Source organism: Aminobacter sp. UC22_36 (assembly GCF_044056035.1).
Lineage (GTDB): Bacteria > Pseudomonadota > Alphaproteobacteria > Rhizobiales > Rhizobiaceae > Aminobacter.
In genome coordinates this window covers 270,338-284,709 of sequence record NZ_CP171996.1, presented here as the reverse complement: position 1 = coordinate 284,709, position 14,372 = coordinate 270,338, and the positions used below count along the sequence as shown (strand labels likewise).

The 14,372-nt window shown below is 62.9% G+C and carries 20 protein-coding genes; 12 read left to right on the top strand and 8 right to left on the bottom strand.

Annotated features, from left to right (window positions below):
* Nucleotides 1–42: 42 nt before the first annotated feature.
* The 4 genes from ACHMW7_RS04325 to dnaQ are packed head-to-tail and all read left to right on the top strand — an operon-like array spanning nt 43 to nt 2,841.
* The gene (locus ACHMW7_RS04325; protein WP_395449128.1) at nt 43–642 is read left to right on the top strand and encodes a Maf-like protein; all 600 of its coding nucleotides are present in this window, start codon (nt 43–45) and stop codon (nt 640–642) included.
* Nucleotides 635–1,471 (top strand): shikimate dehydrogenase, encoded by an 837-nt coding sequence (locus ACHMW7_RS04320; RefSeq protein ID WP_395449127.1) that lies wholly within the window; start codon nt 635–637, stop codon nt 1,469–1,471. Before ACHMW7_RS04325 ends, ACHMW7_RS04320 begins: the two co-directional genes overlap by 8 nt.
* Nucleotides 1,468–2,073, top strand: a complete 606-nt coding sequence (gene coaE, locus ACHMW7_RS04315; protein ID WP_395449126.1) for a dephospho-CoA kinase — start codon at nt 1,468–1,470, stop codon at nt 2,071–2,073. The genes ACHMW7_RS04320 and coaE overlap by 4 nt, the downstream gene beginning before the upstream one ends.
* Before the next feature lie 51 nt (nt 2,074–2,124).
* Nucleotides 2,125–2,841, top strand: a complete 717-nt coding sequence (dnaQ, locus tag ACHMW7_RS04310; RefSeq protein WP_395449125.1) for a DNA polymerase III subunit epsilon — start codon at nt 2,125–2,127, stop codon at nt 2,839–2,841.
* Between the two features lie 67 nt (nt 2,842–2,908).
* On the opposite strand, the gene secB is transcribed toward dnaQ, so the two are convergent.
* Both secB and ACHMW7_RS04300 read right to left on the bottom strand, forming a co-directional pair.
* Complete coding sequence (gene secB / locus ACHMW7_RS04305) at nt 2,909–3,403, bottom strand: protein-export chaperone SecB (protein ID WP_067955790.1); 495 nt, start codon at nt 3,401–3,403, stop codon at nt 2,909–2,911.
* A gap of 111 nt (nt 3,404–3,514) precedes the next feature.
* Nucleotides 3,515–3,988 carry an FxsA family protein gene (locus ACHMW7_RS04300; RefSeq protein WP_395449124.1) on the bottom strand — a complete coding sequence of 158 codons (474 nt, stop codon included), beginning with the start codon at nt 3,986–3,988 and terminating at the stop codon, nt 3,515–3,517.
* A 217-nt stretch (nt 3,989–4,205) separates the two neighbouring features.
* On the opposite strand from ACHMW7_RS04300, the gene ACHMW7_RS04295 reads away from it, so the two are divergent.
* The 4 genes from ACHMW7_RS04295 to ACHMW7_RS04280 are packed head-to-tail and all read left to right on the top strand — an operon-like array spanning nt 4,206 to nt 6,957.
* Nucleotides 4,206–4,916, top strand: coding sequence for a Tim44/TimA family putative adaptor protein (locus ACHMW7_RS04295; RefSeq protein ID WP_214392972.1), 711 nt, complete (start codon nt 4,206–4,208; stop codon nt 4,914–4,916).
* Nucleotides 4,917–4,937: 21 nt separating this feature from the next.
* On the top strand, nt 4,938–6,044 hold the full coding sequence (locus ACHMW7_RS04290) for a murein transglycosylase A (RefSeq protein ID WP_395449123.1): 1,107 nt from the start codon (nt 4,938–4,940) through the stop codon (nt 6,042–6,044).
* The gene (locus ACHMW7_RS04285) at nt 6,041–6,586 is read left to right on the top strand and encodes a Smr/MutS family protein (RefSeq protein WP_395449122.1); all 546 of its coding nucleotides are present in this window, start codon (nt 6,041–6,043) and stop codon (nt 6,584–6,586) included. The genes ACHMW7_RS04290 and ACHMW7_RS04285 overlap by 4 nt, the downstream gene beginning before the upstream one ends.
* Nucleotides 6,583–6,957, top strand: a complete 375-nt coding sequence (locus ACHMW7_RS04280; RefSeq protein ID WP_395449121.1) for a helix-turn-helix domain-containing protein — start codon at nt 6,583–6,585, stop codon at nt 6,955–6,957. The genes ACHMW7_RS04285 and ACHMW7_RS04280 overlap by 4 nt, the downstream gene beginning before the upstream one ends.
* A 9-nt stretch (nt 6,958–6,966) precedes the next feature.
* Here ACHMW7_RS04280 and ACHMW7_RS04275 read toward each other — a convergent pair whose 3' ends face one another.
* The 6 genes from ACHMW7_RS04275 to hslV all read right to left on the bottom strand — a co-directional run bounded on the left by ACHMW7_RS04275 (nt 6,967) and on the right by hslV (nt 12,155).
* Entirely contained in the window at nt 6,967–7,926 is a 960-nt protein-coding gene (locus ACHMW7_RS04275; RefSeq protein ID WP_395449120.1) for a DUF1402 family protein, read from the bottom strand.
* Between the two features lie 172 nt (nt 7,927–8,098).
* Nucleotides 8,099–9,406 carry an ATP-dependent protease ATPase subunit HslU gene (gene hslU / locus ACHMW7_RS04270; protein WP_395449119.1) on the bottom strand — a complete coding sequence of 436 codons (1,308 nt, stop codon included), beginning with the start codon at nt 9,404–9,406 and terminating at the stop codon, nt 8,099–8,101.
* Nucleotides 9,407–9,435: 29 nt separating this feature from the next.
* A complete protein-coding gene (locus tag ACHMW7_RS04265; protein ID WP_395449118.1) occupies nt 9,436–10,506 on the bottom strand; it encodes a hypothetical protein in 1,071 nt (356 codons plus the stop codon).
* A complete protein-coding gene (locus ACHMW7_RS04260; protein ID WP_395449117.1) occupies nt 10,506–11,099 on the bottom strand; it encodes a DUF2585 domain-containing protein in 594 nt (197 codons plus the stop codon). Before ACHMW7_RS04260 ends, ACHMW7_RS04265 begins: the two co-directional genes overlap by 1 nt.
* Nucleotides 11,096–11,617 (bottom strand): GNAT family N-acetyltransferase, encoded by a 522-nt coding sequence (locus tag ACHMW7_RS04255; protein ID WP_395449116.1) that lies wholly within the window; start codon nt 11,615–11,617, stop codon nt 11,096–11,098. The genes ACHMW7_RS04260 and ACHMW7_RS04255 overlap by 4 nt, the downstream gene beginning before the upstream one ends.
* Nucleotides 11,607–12,155 carry an ATP-dependent protease subunit HslV gene (gene hslV, locus ACHMW7_RS04250; protein ID WP_184768408.1) on the bottom strand — a complete coding sequence of 183 codons (549 nt, stop codon included), beginning with the start codon at nt 12,153–12,155 and terminating at the stop codon, nt 11,607–11,609. Before hslV ends, ACHMW7_RS04255 begins: the two co-directional genes overlap by 11 nt.
* 192 nt (nt 12,156–12,347) lie before the next feature.
* Here hslV and hisB point away from each other — a divergent pair, with 192 nt between their 5' ends.
* From hisB to ACHMW7_RS04230, 4 genes are read left to right on the top strand one after another with little or no spacing between them, the layout of a single operon-like run.
* Complete coding sequence (gene hisB, locus ACHMW7_RS04245) at nt 12,348–12,947, top strand: imidazoleglycerol-phosphate dehydratase HisB (RefSeq protein WP_395449115.1); 600 nt, start codon at nt 12,348–12,350, stop codon at nt 12,945–12,947.
* Nucleotides 12,948–12,949: 2 nt separating this feature from the next.
* The gene (locus ACHMW7_RS04240; protein ID WP_395449114.1) at nt 12,950–13,429 is read left to right on the top strand and encodes a DUF2628 domain-containing protein; all 480 of its coding nucleotides are present in this window, start codon (nt 12,950–12,952) and stop codon (nt 13,427–13,429) included.
* A 1-nt stretch (nt 13,430) separates the two neighbouring features.
* Nucleotides 13,431–14,081, top strand: coding sequence for an imidazole glycerol phosphate synthase subunit HisH (hisH, locus tag ACHMW7_RS04235; RefSeq protein WP_395449113.1), 651 nt, complete (start codon nt 13,431–13,433; stop codon nt 14,079–14,081).
* On the top strand, nt 14,078–14,371 hold the full coding sequence (locus tag ACHMW7_RS04230; protein WP_395449112.1) for a DUF1330 domain-containing protein: 294 nt from the start codon (nt 14,078–14,080) through the stop codon (nt 14,369–14,371). Before hisH ends, ACHMW7_RS04230 begins: the two co-directional genes overlap by 4 nt.
* The last annotated feature ends 1 nt before the right edge of the window (nt 14,372 follow it).

Genomic DNA, 14,372 nt, shown 5'->3' with positions numbered 1-14,372 from the left:
CCCAGCAACACCGCCCGCGCGGTTCGTTTTCAGGCAAAGCCCGTGACCGAAAAACTCATTCTTGCTTCCGGCAGCCCGTTTCGCAAAGCTATGCTCGAAAACGCGGGCATCGCCGTAGAGGCCATTCCGGCCGATCTCGATGAGCGGGCACTCGAAGCACCCTTGGCCGAAAGCGGGGCGTCGCCGGAGGAAGTGGCGCTGGTGTTGGCCGAGGCCAAGGCGGTTGCCGTCAGCGAAGAACATCCGGGCCGCCTGGTGCTCGGCTGCGACCAGACGCTGTCGCTAGGCGACAAGGTATTCCACAAGCCGGCCGACATGGAAGGCGCGCGCCGCCACCTGCTCAAGCTTTCCGGCCAGACCCACCAGCTTAACAGCGCCGTCGTGCTGGTACGCGACGGCGCGACCTTGTGGCGCCATGTGGCGGTCGCCTCGCTGACCATGCGCGAGCTCGATCCGGGCTTCATTGGTCGCCACCTCGCCCACGTCGGCAAGAAGGCGCTGTCGAGCGTCGGTGCCTATCAGATCGAAGGCGAAGGCATCCAGCTGTTCGAAAAGGTCGAAGGCGACCATTTCACCATTGTCGGCCTGCCGCTGCTGCCTGTTTTGGCCGAGCTGCGCGAGCTTGGGGCCATCGATGGCTGAGCTGAAAGCGTTCGTTTGCGGCCACCCGATCGCGCATTCGCGTTCGCCTATGATCCACGGCCATTGGCTGAAGAGCTACGGAATCGACGGCAGCTACACCGCGATCGATGTCGCGCCCGAGGATTTTGCGGCCTTTGTCGCAGGGCTTGCGGCAGCAGGCCTGCGCGGCGGCAATGTCACCATCCCGCACAAGGAAGCCGCATTCGCTGCGGTCCAGCGCCGCGACGAAGCGGCCGAACAGATCGGTGCGGTCAACACGCTGTGGTTTGAGGACGGCATTCTGTGGGGTGGCAACACTGACGCTTACGGTTTTGCCGCCAATCTCGATCACCTTGCGCCCGGCTGGGCAAAGGGCGACGTCGCGGTCGTGCTGGGTGCTGGCGGCGCATCGCGGGCGATCATCCACGCGCTCAGAATGCGTGGCTTCAAGGACATCCGCATCGTCAACCGTACGCTTGCACGCGCCAGCGAGCTTGCCGACCAGTTCGGCGCAGGCGTCAGCGCGCATCCGCAGGCGGCCACCGCCGAACTGCTTGGTGATGCGTCGCTGCTGGTCAATACGACAGCACTGGGCATGCACGGCAATGAGGGCCTGCCGGCCGACCCGTCGACCCTACCCGACCATGCCATCGTCACCGACATCGTCTATGTGCCGCTCGAAACCCCGCTGCTCGCTGCAGCCAAGGCGGGCGGACTGCAGACGGTCGACGGGCTGGGCATGCTGTTGCATCAAGCCGTACCCGGTTTCGAGCGCTGGTTCGGCTATCGCCCCGAAGTCACTGCCGAGCTGCGCAACCTGATCGTCGCCGACCTGGACAGCAAGAAATGATCGTTCTGGGGCTGACAGGGTCGATCGGCATGGGCAAGTCGACGACGGCGAAGATGTTCACTGACGCCGGGATACCGGTTCATGATTCCGACGAAGCCGTGCACCGGCTTTACGCTGGCGAGGCAGCACCTTTGATCGAGGCGGCATTCCCCGGAACGGTCAGAGATGGCGTCGTCGACCGCACAGAACTTTCCCGCCACGTGCTGGGCGATGCAACCGCCTTGAAGAAGCTCGAGGCCATCATCCACCCACTGGTCCGGGCCGATGCCAACGCCTTTCTCGACCGTAGCCGTAACGCCGGCGCGCCGATCGCCGTGCTCGATATCCCGCTTTTGTTCGAAACCAACGGTCGAGGCCGCGTCGACAAGGTGGTGGTGGTCACGGCACCTGCTGACGTGCAGCGCCAACGAGTGCTGGCGCGACCCGGCATGACCGAACAGAAATTTGAAACGATCCTCGCCAAGCAGGTTCCCGACGCTGAAAAGCGCAAGCGCGCCGACTACATAGTCGATACGGGCGAAGGCCTCGCCGCGGCGCGTGAGGCGGTGCGGGCCATCATCGGTGAATTGACGGTGGGAAAGCCGACACGGCAGTCCACCTAGGCCTTGTCCGGCTGCAAGCCGCTGGAGCATGCTCGCGGCAAGGAGAATCACGTGCGCGAGATCATTTTCGATACCGAAACGACCGGGCTTGATTCACGCGAGGACCGCGTCATCGAGATCGGCGCGATCGAGATGATCAACCGCTTCCCGACCGGCAACACCTTCCACAGATACATCAATCCGCAGGGGCGCCAGGTCCATCCCGATGCCCAGGACGTGCACGGCATCTCCAACGCCGACCTCGAGGGCAAGCCGACCTTCCCCGAGATCATCGACGAATTCATCGATTTCATCGACGGCGCCAAGCTTGTCGCCCACAACGGCAACTTCGACCTTGGCTTCATCAATGCCGAGTTTGCGCGGCTTGACCAGCCGGCAATCGACCCGGGCCGGCTGATCGATACGCTGGCGCTGGCCCGCCGCAAGCACCCGATGGGCCCGAACTCGCTCGATGCGCTGTGCCGTCGTTACGGCATCGACAACAGCCGCCGTACCAAGCACGGCGCGCTGCTCGACTCGGAGCTTTTGGCCGAGATCTACATCGAGCTGATCGGCGGCAAGCAGTCGGCGCTGGTGCTGGACAGCTTTTCCCAGTCGAACGGCAATGGTGGTTCGACTCGTCAGATCGAGATCATTGTCGCCGCACGGCCAGAGCCATTGCCGGCGCGGCTGACCGAGGCCGAACTTGCCGCCCATGAGAAGCTGGTCGGCGGTCTCGGCGAAAAGGCCCTTTGGGCGAAGCTGCTGTCGCCTGCCGAACCGAACTAACCCCGCCCAATAAAAAAGCCCGGCGCTGAGGCCGGGCTTTTCAAATCACTGTCTTTAAGGTGCGGTCTTAGCTGACCTTGACCTTGGAAGCGGCCTGTTCCTCGGCGATCTTCTGCTGGAACATCTGCGCGAAATCGATCGGGTCGAGCATCAGCGGCGGGAAGCCACCGTTGCGGGTCGCTTCAGCGATGATCTGGCGAGCGAACGGGAACAGCAGGCGCGGGCACTCGATGAAGAGCAGCGGCAGCATGTGCTCCTGCGGGAAGCCGTCGATGCGGAACACACCACCATAGACCAGCTCGACGTTGAACAGCACGTCCTTGTCGAAAGCGGCCTTCGCGCTCAACGTCAGGTTGACGTCGAACTGCTTGTCCGTCATCGGGTTGGCGTTGACGTTGACGTTGATGTTGATGCCGGGAGCCTTGTCGCGGCCGCGCAGCGAATTCGGAGCGCCGGGGCTTTCGAAGGAGAGATCCTTCACATACTGCGCCAGCACGTTGAGCGTGGGCTGCTGTGCGTTACCGTTGCCGTTGGCGCCTTCCGGCGCTTCATTCGTGGCCATTAGCCCATGTCCTCTTGGCTCGGCCGCGACGCGGCCCGGATTGGAATCCGCGGTTCGCTAGCACGCTCGGCATGCCAAGACAAGGTTTTGCCGGCGTTGGAAGCCCTTCGACTACTCGTCGCGGATCGAGCGCCACGGCGAATTCGGGTTGGGCTGGCGGGTGAAGTCGTCCTCGCCGAGGTCGATGGTCTTGCCGGGAACTGGGCCGCCACGGCGGGCAAAGCCGCCGAAATCGGTGCTGAAACGCACCCGCTTGCTGAGGAAGCGCCAGGCCAGCGCCCGCACCGGCGGCAGGAACAGCAGGATGCCCAGAATGTCGCTGATGAAACCGGGGATCAACAGCAGGATGCCGGCGAGAACGATCATCGCGCCATTGGCGAGTTCCTTGGAGGGGTCGCGGCCAGCGTCCATCTCGGTACGGATCCGGGTCATGACGCCAAATCCCTGGACGCGCAGCAGGATCGAGCCGACGATGCCGCTGAGCAGGATCAGGCCGATGGTCGCAAGCACGCCGATTTCGCTGCCGACCACTACAAAGCCGGCAATCTCGAGCAAAGGCAGGGCAAGGAGAAGGAGGGGCAGCATTAAGAGCGTCGATCCGATCCGGTTAGAGTTGACGTGACAGCCAGATGCGGTCACAGGCATAGTGCATACATCTTTAGATAGGGTGCTGCGCCTTTAATTTGAATGATCGGCGCATGCGTTCTATATGCAAGGCTAACGGGCGCAGCACAGATGCGGCGCCGGCGAATGGCACATAAGCTGGCTTCGGCCGCGAACAAGGGACGGATCGGCAGAAGATATGGAATTCTTCGATTTCGGCACGATTTTCTTTCTGATCGCAGCGGTGGTGATCTTTTTCCAGCTGCGCAACGTGCTTGGACGCCGCACTGGCAATGAACGTCCGCCGTTCGATCCCTATACGGCAGCCCGCAACAAGCCGCAGGACGCCAATGGCAAGCCCGAGAACGTTGTCTCGCTGCCGCAGCGCAAGCGTGCGCCCGGCGAGCCGGCTGAAGATGCCTATGTCGCGATCGACGCCTTCGCCAAGCCGGGTACCGACCTGAACAAGGGCCTGCGCGCCATCAAGGATGCCGACGCTTCCTTCGAGCCCAAGGGGTTCGTCGAAGGTGCCAAGATGGCCTACGAGATGATCGTCATGGCCTATGCCGACGGTGATCGCAAAACGCTCAAGAACCTGCTCTCCCGTGAAGTCTTCGACGGCTTTGTTGCCGCGATCGCCGACCGTGAAGGCCGCTCGGAAAAGATCCAGTCTTCCTTTGTCGGCATCGACAAGGCCGACATCGTCTCGGCCGAGATGAAGGGTGGCGAAGCCCATGTCACCTTGCGCATCGTCAGCGAGCTGATCTCGGCGACGCGCGACAAGGCCGGCGAGGTCATCGACGGCGATCCGGAGACCGTGGCCGAGGTCAAGGATGTCTGGACCTTTGCCCGCGACACCCGCTCGCGCGACCCGAACTGGAAGCTTGTCGCCACCGAGGAAGAAGACTGATCCGCGTGGCGGGCGAAGCCCGTGTTGCTCTCGCCCGCATTCGCCCCGGTCGGTTTCGCCGATCTCCCCGGCTGGCTGGAAGATAACCAGCTAGCCGCCTTCGATGCCTTCCGGCGCTCTGCCTTTCATGTCCTGACCAGACCTTATCGCAGCGGCGCCCTTGGCGTCGCTTTTGACGCTTTTGCCCCGGCCTACGCCGAAGCGCGCGAGCGGCCCGCAGTCAATGGCGCTGAGGCCCGCGACTTCTTCGAACGTCATTTCCAGCCTGCCTTGGTTCCGCCCGAAGGCCGGGAGCGTGGTTTCGTCACCGGTTTCTATGAGCCGGAAGTCGATGCGTCTGCCATCAAGACAGAGGTCTTCCGGGTGCCGCTGCTGTCGCGGCCGGCCGACCTGGTCGATATCGACGACCAGAACCGCCCCGCCGGCATGGACCCTTACCTCGCTTTCGCGAGACTAACGCCCGAGGGGCTGGTCGAGTATTTCGACCGCCCGGCGATCGAACAAGGTGCGCTATCCGGCAAGGGACTTGAGATTGCCTGGTTTGCCGATCCGGTCGATGCGTTCTTTGTCCATGTCCAGGGCGCGGCTCGGCTGAACATGACCGATGGGTCGCTGCGTCGTGTGACCTATGCCGCGAAATCCGGCCAACGTTTTACCGGCCCGGGCGGAATTCTTGCCAAAATTGGTGAGATCCCGCTCGAAAAGGTGACGATGCAGTCGATCCGTGCCTGGTTCAAAGCCAATCCTGACCGTGTCGATGAGATCCTCCGGCAGAACCGGTCCTACATCTTCTTCCGGCACGCCGAGGTCGATGATCCGGCACTTGGGCCGATCGCCGCGGCGAAAGTGCCGCTGACGCCGGGCCGTTCGGTCGCCGTAGACCGTTTGCTGCACACCTTCGGCACGCCGTTCTACATCGCCGCCACCGGCCTGAAGGCCTTCGATGGCAAACCGTTTGCCCGGCTGATGATCGCGCAGGACACCGGTTCGGCGATCACTGGTCCGGCGCGCGGTGATCTGTTTGCGGGGTCGGGTTTCGAGGCCGGCGAGATTGCCGGAGTCGTCCGCAACGATGCCGATTTCTTCGCCTTGCTGCCGAAACTACTGTTGGCCGGTGGCAGATCATGAGCGCACGCCGCGACGGCAAACTGAGCGACGAAGAACGCGTGCTGTGGAACGTCATTGCCCGCACGACGTCGCCGCTGAAGGGCCGCCGCGCCGTTGAAATTCCCGAACCACCGGCCCCAGTCGCCACCAAGACGGATCCGGCACCTGCCAAGGCCGTTGCTGCGCAGGTGGCGGCGCCGGCTGCTGCACCCAAGCGCCAGTATGTAGCTCATTCGCTTGACGAGCCGACACGCGACAAGCTGTCGAAAGGCCGTCTACCGATCGAAGGCCGGGTCGATCTCCATGGCATGACCCAGGATGAAGCCTATTCGCTGCTGCTGCATTTTCTGGCGCGCGCGCATGCCGGCGGCGTCCGCTACGTGCTTGTGATCACCGGCAAAGGCAACTCCAAAGGCGGCGACGGCGTCCTGAAGCGCATGGTTCCGGCCTGGCTGAGCACGCCGTCCTTCCGCATGCTGGTGTCGAGCCACGATCATGCCGCCCGCCATCATGGCGGCTCGGGCGCGATCTACATCCGGCTGCGGCGGAGGACGGGCCATTGACCCCGCTCGGCGAGCGCATCCGCGAGCTGAGGCGTGAGCGCGGCGTCAGCCAGAAGGACATGGCTGCGAGCATTGGCGTCAGCGCCGCCTATCTCTCGGCGCTCGAGCATGGCCATAGGGGTGTGCCGACCTGGGCGATGATCCAGAAGATCATCGGCTATTTCAATGTCATCTGGGACGATGCCGAGGAGCTGCAGAAGCTGGCTGAAGGCTCGCATCCACGCGTCGTTGTCGATACGGCCGGGCTTTCGCCTGCCGCAACCGAGCTCGCCAATCTGATGGCTGCAGCGATCGACGAGCTGAACGAGGCGGAACTTGCGGCGCTGAATGCCCAGGTCCGCGAGGCGATCATGCGCAAGAAGCGCAGGTAGTTCCGAGAACTAGAACAGCGCCTTGAGTTCGTTGAGGCGGTCATTGACCAGCCAGCCATAATAGTTCTCTTCCGGCAGCTTTGCCGGTTCTCCTGCGGCCAGGCGCCGCTCGTTTTCGGCTTTCAGCGCATAGGCACGCGCTTCGGGGCTGCCGACATTGTATAGCGTCGCCGTGAGGCCAGGATTGCCGGAGATATCGAAGCCAGCGATGTTCCTGTAGGCGTCGATCGACGTCTTCAGCGTCGCGGCCACATAGGGCAACGTCAGATCGGGATCCATGATCGTCTTGTAGACGGCGTTCGGATCGCCCTCGTCGAGCTTGGGCAGGCGCGACACCTTGTGCACGACATCGCTCATCTGCAGCGCGGTCAGCGGATTGAGCTGGCCGATGCCGAAGGTCTGGCCGGCATAGAAGGGCTGGAAGAAGGTGGCGCTGAAGCGGTCGTTGGGAAAGCTCGTGCCGCCGACAGTCTTGCCGCGGAACGATTGGTTCCACACCGCCTCGCGGCACTCCCACAGGTCGTAGCTGCCGGATTTTCCAGCACAATCGGCGAATTCCGGACGTTTGATGAAGTCGGAGATGTCTTCGCCCTCATAAGCGAAGCTCAGCTTGCTGGAGAGGTAGGATACTGCCTTGACGTAATAGGTCTGCAGCCGGTCGTAGGCGTCGACATTGTAGGTGTGCTCGCCAACGATGGCGCCGACGATATGCATCGGGTCGATGCCGTAGGCGCGCGCCACGGTCTTGATCTTGCCGCGCAGCTCGGTGTCGTTCTGCAGCAGTGCGTAGACCTTGCGGTATTTGGCATCGAAGGTGGTCTTGCCGGCCTTGGTGCGCTTGGACGAGGCGCCGGGCACATCTGGTTGTTCGGCATGGACATTGCCGGCCGCGACAATTGTCGCCGCCGACGCCTGCGGAACGCCGAACGCTGCTGCCAGAAAAAATGCCGAGAGAAATACGCGTTTCATGTGCTGCTGTTTGCCCAAGCTTTGTCAGGGCAAACTAGGAAATGCCCCCCGCTTAGTCGAGGATATTGTCGTCGGCTGACAGCAAAAGGTGGCCGGATGGTTCCATTCGGCCACATCTTGCCTCTGTCGCAACGACCGGCCGGCCGTTTGGCGAGCCGGCCTACGCAGGCCTTTAAAGGATGAAACGCGACAGGTCGGTGTTCCTCGAGAGGTCGCCGACATGCTTCTGCACATAGGCAGCGTCGATCTTCACCGTCGTGCCGTTGCGATCCGGCGCATCGTAGGAGATCTCGTCGAGGACGCGCTCCATCACTGTCTGCAGGCGCCGCGCGCCGATGTTTTCGACACTGGCGTTGAGATCGACGGCGATGCCGGCGAGCGCATCGATGGCATCGTCGGTGAACTCGAGGGCAACGCCTTCGGTGTTCATCAGGGCGATGTACTGCTTGATCAGGCTGGCTTCCGTCTCCGTCAGGATGCGGCGGAAGTCGTCCTTTTCAAGCGCCCTGAGCTCGACACGGATCGGCAGGCGGCCCTGCAGCTCCGGCAGAAGATCCGAGGGCTTGGAGACGTGGAAGGCACCCGAGGCGATGAACAGGATGTGGTCTGTCTTCACCTGTCCGTATTTGGTCGCGACCGTCGTGCCCTCGACAAGCGGCAGCAGATCGCGCTGCACGCCTTCACGCGAAGGGCCGCCGGAAACATCGCCACGGGCGATCTTGTCGATCTCGTCGAGGAAGACGATGCCTTCGTTCTCGGTCACCTCAAGCGCCCGACGCACGACCTCGTCCTGGTCGAGCAGCTTGTCGGATTCGTCGCCGATCAGAAGCGCGTAAGATTCCTTGACGGTGGTCTTGCGCGTCTTGGTGCGCTGGCCGCCCATCGCCTTTTGCAGCATGTCGTTGATGTTGAGCACGCCGATATTGCCGCCGGGCATGCCGGGAATGTCGAAGCCGGGCATGCCGCCATTGCCGGTGTCGGCAACATCGACCTCGATCTCCTTGTCGTCGAGCTCGCCGTCGCGCAGCTTCTTGCGGAAGCTGTCGCGCGTCGCCGGGCTTGCCGTCTTGCCGACGAGGGCTTCAAGCACACGCTCTTCGGCGTTGACATGGGCGCGCGCCTTGACGTCTTCGCGCATCTTTTCGCGCACCAGGCCGATGGCGATCTCGACCAGGTCGCGGATGATCTGCTCGACGTCGCGGCCGACATAGCCGACCTCGGTGAACTTGGTCGCCTCGACCTTGACGAAGGGCGCGCCCGCCAGCTTGGCGAGGCGGCGCGAAATCTCGGTCTTGCCGACGCCGGTGGGTCCGATCATCAGGATGTTCTTGGGCATGACCTCTTCGCGCATCTGGCCTTCCAGCTGCTGGCGGCGCCAGCGGTTGCGCAGGGCAATTGCCACGGCGCGCTTGGCGTCCTTCTGGCCGATGATGAAGCGGTCGAGTTCGGAAACGATCTCACGGGGAGAGAATGTGGACATGTCGATACTCTCGAATACTCAGTTGGGGCTTATGTATGGGCTGGAAGCCGGCGCGCAAGGGCACCGGGCAGCAGTGACAGAAGGGTCCGGCGCAGCGCATGCCAGCCGGCGCTGAGCAGCAGCACCAGCGCACCGAGCACCAGCATGGTCAGCGGCACGACGCTGTCCGACAGCCCCGCTTTGACGACAAGGGCGCCAAAGGCGAAGCCAGCGTAAGACAGGCCCGAGACGAGGATCGCGCGCCTGTCGACGACGAGCGCGACGAGCGCCAGTCCGATGAAGATCGCAAGGATGCTCCAGGCCGAGACAGCGTCCGAGCCGCCCTCGCCGACGAGCCCGCTGACCAACGGATGCACGATCAGCGGTGCGGCCAGCATGTGCAGCCAGAACGCGATGTCGGTGCGTCGGGTTTGACGCAGCGGATCGCTCAGGTCGAAACGCATGGCGAGCGTGAATACGGCAAGGCCGCAGGCCAGCAGCAGCGGCCTGGCAGCCTGGACTGCGAAATCGGGTGCCATCATGAAAAGGACCCCGACGGCAGAGGCGACGAGAGCCGCCACGCCGGCCGCGATGGTCACCGGCACGCGGAAGCGCCTATAGTGCAACGCGGTTGCGCCAGCGGTGACAAGACCGGCAACGACGAACGGCCAGCCCTCATGGTTGCTGAGGCCCATGCCCAGGCTCTGGGTCGGATTGAAGGCTTCCGCAATCGCCGCAAAAACCGCTCCCGCATAGACCAGAAGCAACACGATGCTGGGCAGCGCCATGCGCTGTTTGCGGGTGAAGTACTCCGCCAGAAGCCAGCTCGCCACGGCGATGACGGCAAACATGCCGGCATTGCCGATCATGTCGCCGGAAAAGTAGCCGAGGGCGCCCAGGAACAGCGCAAGCCCTATGGTCACGAAGATGTCGCTGAAGCCGCTGATGAAACGAAACTTCTCGTCGTCCTGCGGTTCGGCGTCGAAAGCGGGCGTTCTGGCTCGCTCCAGATCGCGCAACCCTTGTGCCTGATCGGCCGTCACCAGCCCGTTTGCTATGGCGGTGCGCAGCGCCTCGGGTGATATGGCGAGCATTTCCGGCGGTATCGAAAGCTTGTTCATTATGGGGTCCCCGCCTGCCACTGCTTGATCGCATCGAACGGATGGACAAGCATGATGACGTTGAGCGTCAGGTTATCGCGGATGACGTAACCGACGCCGATTTCAAAGAAGATGGCCAGCACAATGACGCTCCAGACGGGAAGCCGCGCTGCCATGACAAAACCCAGCACCATGGCCAGTGTATCGAACACCGAGTTCAGGATGCTGTCGCCGTAATAGTCGAGCGAAATGGTGCCTTCGCGGTAGCGGTTGATGATGAAGTCGCTGTTTTCGATCAGCTCCCACGCTCCCTCGACACCGATCGCTGCCACCAGGCGGAAACCGAGCGAACTCCTCGGCGCAAGCCAGGTCAGCAGTGCATAAAACAGGAAGCCATGGATGATGTGGGAGAAGGTGTACCAGTCGGAGATGTGCTGGGAGTTCTCCGAACTTTGCACCACCCCGTGCCACAGCTTGACCGTGCCGCATTCGCAGATCGGAATCCGCCCCATCCAGTAGAGCGCCGCCGCCTGCCCGGCGATGAGCAACGCTGCAATCAACAGCCACCAGCCGACCCGCTCGCGCTGCGCCGCCGCGTCCTGCTCGATGCTCACGCGTCGAAATCCTCCTCTTCGGCGTCGCGCGCCATCATCAGCGCCGGACCGTAGATCGAGGTTCGTGTGTCGAAAGCCACGAAGCCGGCCTTTTCATAGGCGCCGATGGCGCGTTTGTTGGCCGGGTTGGGATCGATGATGACGCGCGGCACACCTTCCTCGAACAGCTCTTCGACAAACTGCTGGATGATCGCCGACCCATGGCCCTTGCTGACCAGTTCCGGCACGCCGATCGTCATGTCGAGGCCAAGCGTGCCGAAAGGCTGATCCTGGTAGGGATGGTCGTCCTCCATATGCGGGTCATAGCTCTGGAGGTAGCCGATCGGCTTGCCGTTCAACTCGATGATCAGCGGCTCGACCGATATGCTGTCGATATGCTCTTCGATCGCGGCGATCTCATCTTCGGGGTGGCTCCACCATTCGGCGACGTGCGGCTGGACCAACCATGCCTTGATGACAGGCAGGTCGGCCCGCGTCACCGGTCGGAAGTCGTAATGCGCGGCTGCCTCACTCGGCATCGAGCGTTTCAATCACGAAGCTGTGGTTGGTGTAGACACAGATGTCGGCGGCGATCTGCATCGCCTTGCGAGCGATCTCCTCGGCGTCCTTGTCGGTGTCCATCAGCGCCCGGGCCGCGGCGAGCGCATAGTTGCCGCCCGAACCAATGGCCATGACGCCGAATTCCGGCTCCAGCACGTCGCCGGTGCCGGTCAGCGCCAGCGACACGTTCTTGTCGGCGACCAGCATCATCGCTTCGAGGCGGCGCAGGTAGCGGTCGGTACGCCAGTCCTTGGCGAGCTCGACGCAGGCACGCGTCAGCTGATCGGGATACTGCTCGAGCTTGGCTTCGAGGCGTTCGAGCAAGGTGAAAGCGTCGGCGGTGGCGCCGGCAAACCCGGCGATCACGTTGCCCTTGCCGAGACGGCGGACCTTGCGGGCATTGCCCTTCATGATGGTCTGGCCGAGGCTGACCTGGCCGTCGCCGGCGATGACCACCTTGTTGCCCTTGCGCACGGTCACAATCGTTGTGGCGTGCATGCTCTGTTCATTGGACATATGTTGCTCCGATGGCGCGCGGCCCCTCTTTGGCAGCTTGCGCGTTACGAGTGGAAGTTGGCGTCTTATGTATGACGCGGCGCAAGGAATGCAAATCCACGCGCCGCATCACGAAATGCCCTTTCGCGGTGATTGGCAATCGGCCGATCATGCTGTTATTAGGCTGACGTTTTTGAGGACAAGGATCCGCCAATGGCCCCCCGTTCCGCCGAAGTCAGCCGCAAGACCAAGGAAACCGAGATCTCCGTCTCGGTTCATGTCGATGGCACCGGCCGTTCGGAAATGTCGACCGGCGTTGGCTTCTTCGACCACATGCTCGACCAGCTCTCCAGGCATTCGCTGATCGACATGAAAGTGTCGGCCAAGGGCGACTTGCACATCGACGACCACCACACTGTCGAAGATTGCGGCATCGCCATCGGCCAGGCGCTGTCCAAGGCTCTGGGCGAGCGTCGCGGCATCATGCGTTATGCCTCGATCGACCTTGCCATGGACGAGACGTTGACGCGCGCCGCCATCGACGTGTCTGGCCGCCCGTTCCTGGTCTGGAACGTCGCCTTCTCGGCGCCCAAGATCGGCACCTTCGACACCGAGCTGGTGCGCGAGTTCTTCCAGGCGCTGGCTCAGAACGCCGGCATCACGCTGCACGTCACCAACCACTACGGCGCCAACAACCATCACATCGCCGAAACCTGCTTCAAGGCAGTGGCGCGCGCTCTGCGCATGGCGCTTGAAAGCGATCCGCGCCAGCCAGACGCAGTGCCCTCGACCAAGGGCAGCCTGAAGGGATAGCCATGGCCATCCATGTCGTCATGGAGCCGCCTGTTTCGGCGGGAAAAAATGCTTCGGAAACGGCCGTCTTCGTTCGCGACGGCTTTTATGTCTTCGGCTTTGTCGTCCCGCTGCTCTGGCTGTTGTGGCAACGGCTCTGGCTCGAAGCCGCGGTGACGCTGGCCGTGACAATGGCGCTGGCGATTGCAAGCGAGGCGGCGGGATTGACCTTCGCGGCACCACTTTTGCCGCTGCTGATCTCGCTCTATGTCGGGCTCGAAGGCGGTGCCTTGCGTATAGCCGCCCTTCGCCGCGCCGGCTGGCACCAGTGGGGCGTCATCGAAGCCGACAACATCGAAGATGCCGAGACGCGCTACCTCCTTGCTGGCGAGCCCGACGAGGAACAGCCGGCAGCGGCTGCCGTGGCTATCTCGCATGCGGCCCCACGCCCTCAACCGTCAGGCGGAGCCCTCGGCCTGCTGCATTATCCCGGAAGAAACTGACATGCGCGTTGCCATCATCGACTACGGCTCGGGCAATCTGCGCTCGGCGACCAAGGCCTTCGAACGCGCCGCCCGCGAGGCCGGCATTTCGGCCGAGATCGAGCTTACGGCGGACGCCGGACGCGTTCTCACCGCCGACCGTATCGTCCTGCCCGGTGTCGGCGCCTATGCCGACTGCGCGCGTGGATTGCGTGCGGTGGAAGGCATGTGGGACGCCGTCGAGGAAGTCGCCATCCGCAAGGCGCATCCTTTCCTCGGCATCTGCGTCGGCATGCAGCTGATGTCGGAACGCGGGCTGGAAAAGACCGTTACCAATGGCTTTGGCTGGATTGCGGGCGACGTCAAGGAGATCACGCCGAGCGACCCGACGCTGAAGATTCCGCAGATCGGCTGGAACACGATTCACGTGAAACATGCCCATCCGGTGTTCGACGGCATCCCGACAGGACCGACCGGCCTGCACGCCTATTTCGTGCACTCCTATCATCTCGATGCGACTGACGAAAAACAGGTTCTGGCGACCGCCGACTATGGTGGCCGGGTCACCGCAACGGTCGCGCGCGACAATCTTGTCGGCACGCAGTTTCATCCTGAAAAGAGCCAGGCGCTGGGCCTTGCTCTCATCGCCAATTTCTTGAGGTGGAAGCCATGACGACGAAAAAGGGCTACTGGATGGCTATGGTCGAGATCACCGATCCGGAGGCCTATCCGGCCTACATCGCGGCCAACCTTGCGGCAATCGCCCCTTATGGCGCCAAGCTTCTGGTGCGCGGCGGCCAGTACGACCAGCCGGAAGGCCCGACCGGCAACCGCCATGTCCTGGTCGAATTCGAATCCTACGAACAGGCGATCACCTGCTACCATTCACCCGCATACCAGGAGGTGGTGAAGCTTCGCCACGCCGCCTCCGTCGGCAAGTTCGTCATCGTCGAAGGCGTCTGAA

What these genes read in the sequence shown, in the direction of transcription:
- ACHMW7_RS04320 (WP_395449127.1), top strand. Translation starts at nt 635, where the DNA reads ATGGCTGAGCTGAAAGCGTTCGTTTGCGGCCACCCGATCGCGCATTCG.
- coaE (WP_395449126.1), top strand. Translation starts at nt 1,468, where the DNA reads ATGATCGTTCTGGGGCTGACAGGGTCGATCGGCATGGGCAAGTCGACG.
- secB (WP_067955790.1), bottom strand. Translation starts at nt 3,403, where the DNA reads ATGGCCACGAATGAAGCGCCGGAAGGCGCCAACGGCAACGGTAACGCA.
- ACHMW7_RS04300 (WP_395449124.1), bottom strand. Translation starts at nt 3,988, where the DNA reads ATGCTGCCCCTCCTTCTCCTTGCCCTGCCTTTGCTCGAGATTGCCGGC.
- ACHMW7_RS04295 (WP_214392972.1), top strand. Translation starts at nt 4,206, where the DNA reads ATGGAATTCTTCGATTTCGGCACGATTTTCTTTCTGATCGCAGCGGTG.
- ACHMW7_RS04285 (WP_395449122.1), top strand. Translation starts at nt 6,041, where the DNA reads ATGAGCGCACGCCGCGACGGCAAACTGAGCGACGAAGAACGCGTGCTG.
- ACHMW7_RS04275 (WP_395449120.1), bottom strand. Translation starts at nt 7,926, where the DNA reads ATGAAACGCGTATTTCTCTCGGCATTTTTTCTGGCAGCAGCGTTCGGC.
- hslU (WP_395449119.1), bottom strand. Translation starts at nt 9,406, where the DNA reads ATGTCCACATTCTCTCCCCGTGAGATCGTTTCCGAACTCGACCGCTTC.
- ACHMW7_RS04265 (WP_395449118.1), bottom strand. Translation starts at nt 10,506, where the DNA reads ATGAACAAGCTTTCGATACCGCCGGAAATGCTCGCCATATCACCCGAG.
- ACHMW7_RS04255 (WP_395449116.1), bottom strand. Translation starts at nt 11,617, where the DNA reads ATGCCGAGTGAGGCAGCCGCGCATTACGACTTCCGACCGGTGACGCGG.
- hslV (WP_184768408.1), bottom strand. Translation starts at nt 12,155, where the DNA reads ATGTCCAATGAACAGAGCATGCACGCCACAACGATTGTGACCGTGCGC.
- hisB (WP_395449115.1), top strand. Translation starts at nt 12,348, where the DNA reads ATGGCCCCCCGTTCCGCCGAAGTCAGCCGCAAGACCAAGGAAACCGAG.
- ACHMW7_RS04240 (WP_395449114.1), top strand. Translation starts at nt 12,950, where the DNA reads ATGGCCATCCATGTCGTCATGGAGCCGCCTGTTTCGGCGGGAAAAAAT.
- hisH (WP_395449113.1), top strand. Translation starts at nt 13,431, where the DNA reads ATGCGCGTTGCCATCATCGACTACGGCTCGGGCAATCTGCGCTCGGCG.
- ACHMW7_RS04230 (WP_395449112.1), top strand. Translation starts at nt 14,078, where the DNA reads ATGACGACGAAAAAGGGCTACTGGATGGCTATGGTCGAGATCACCGAT.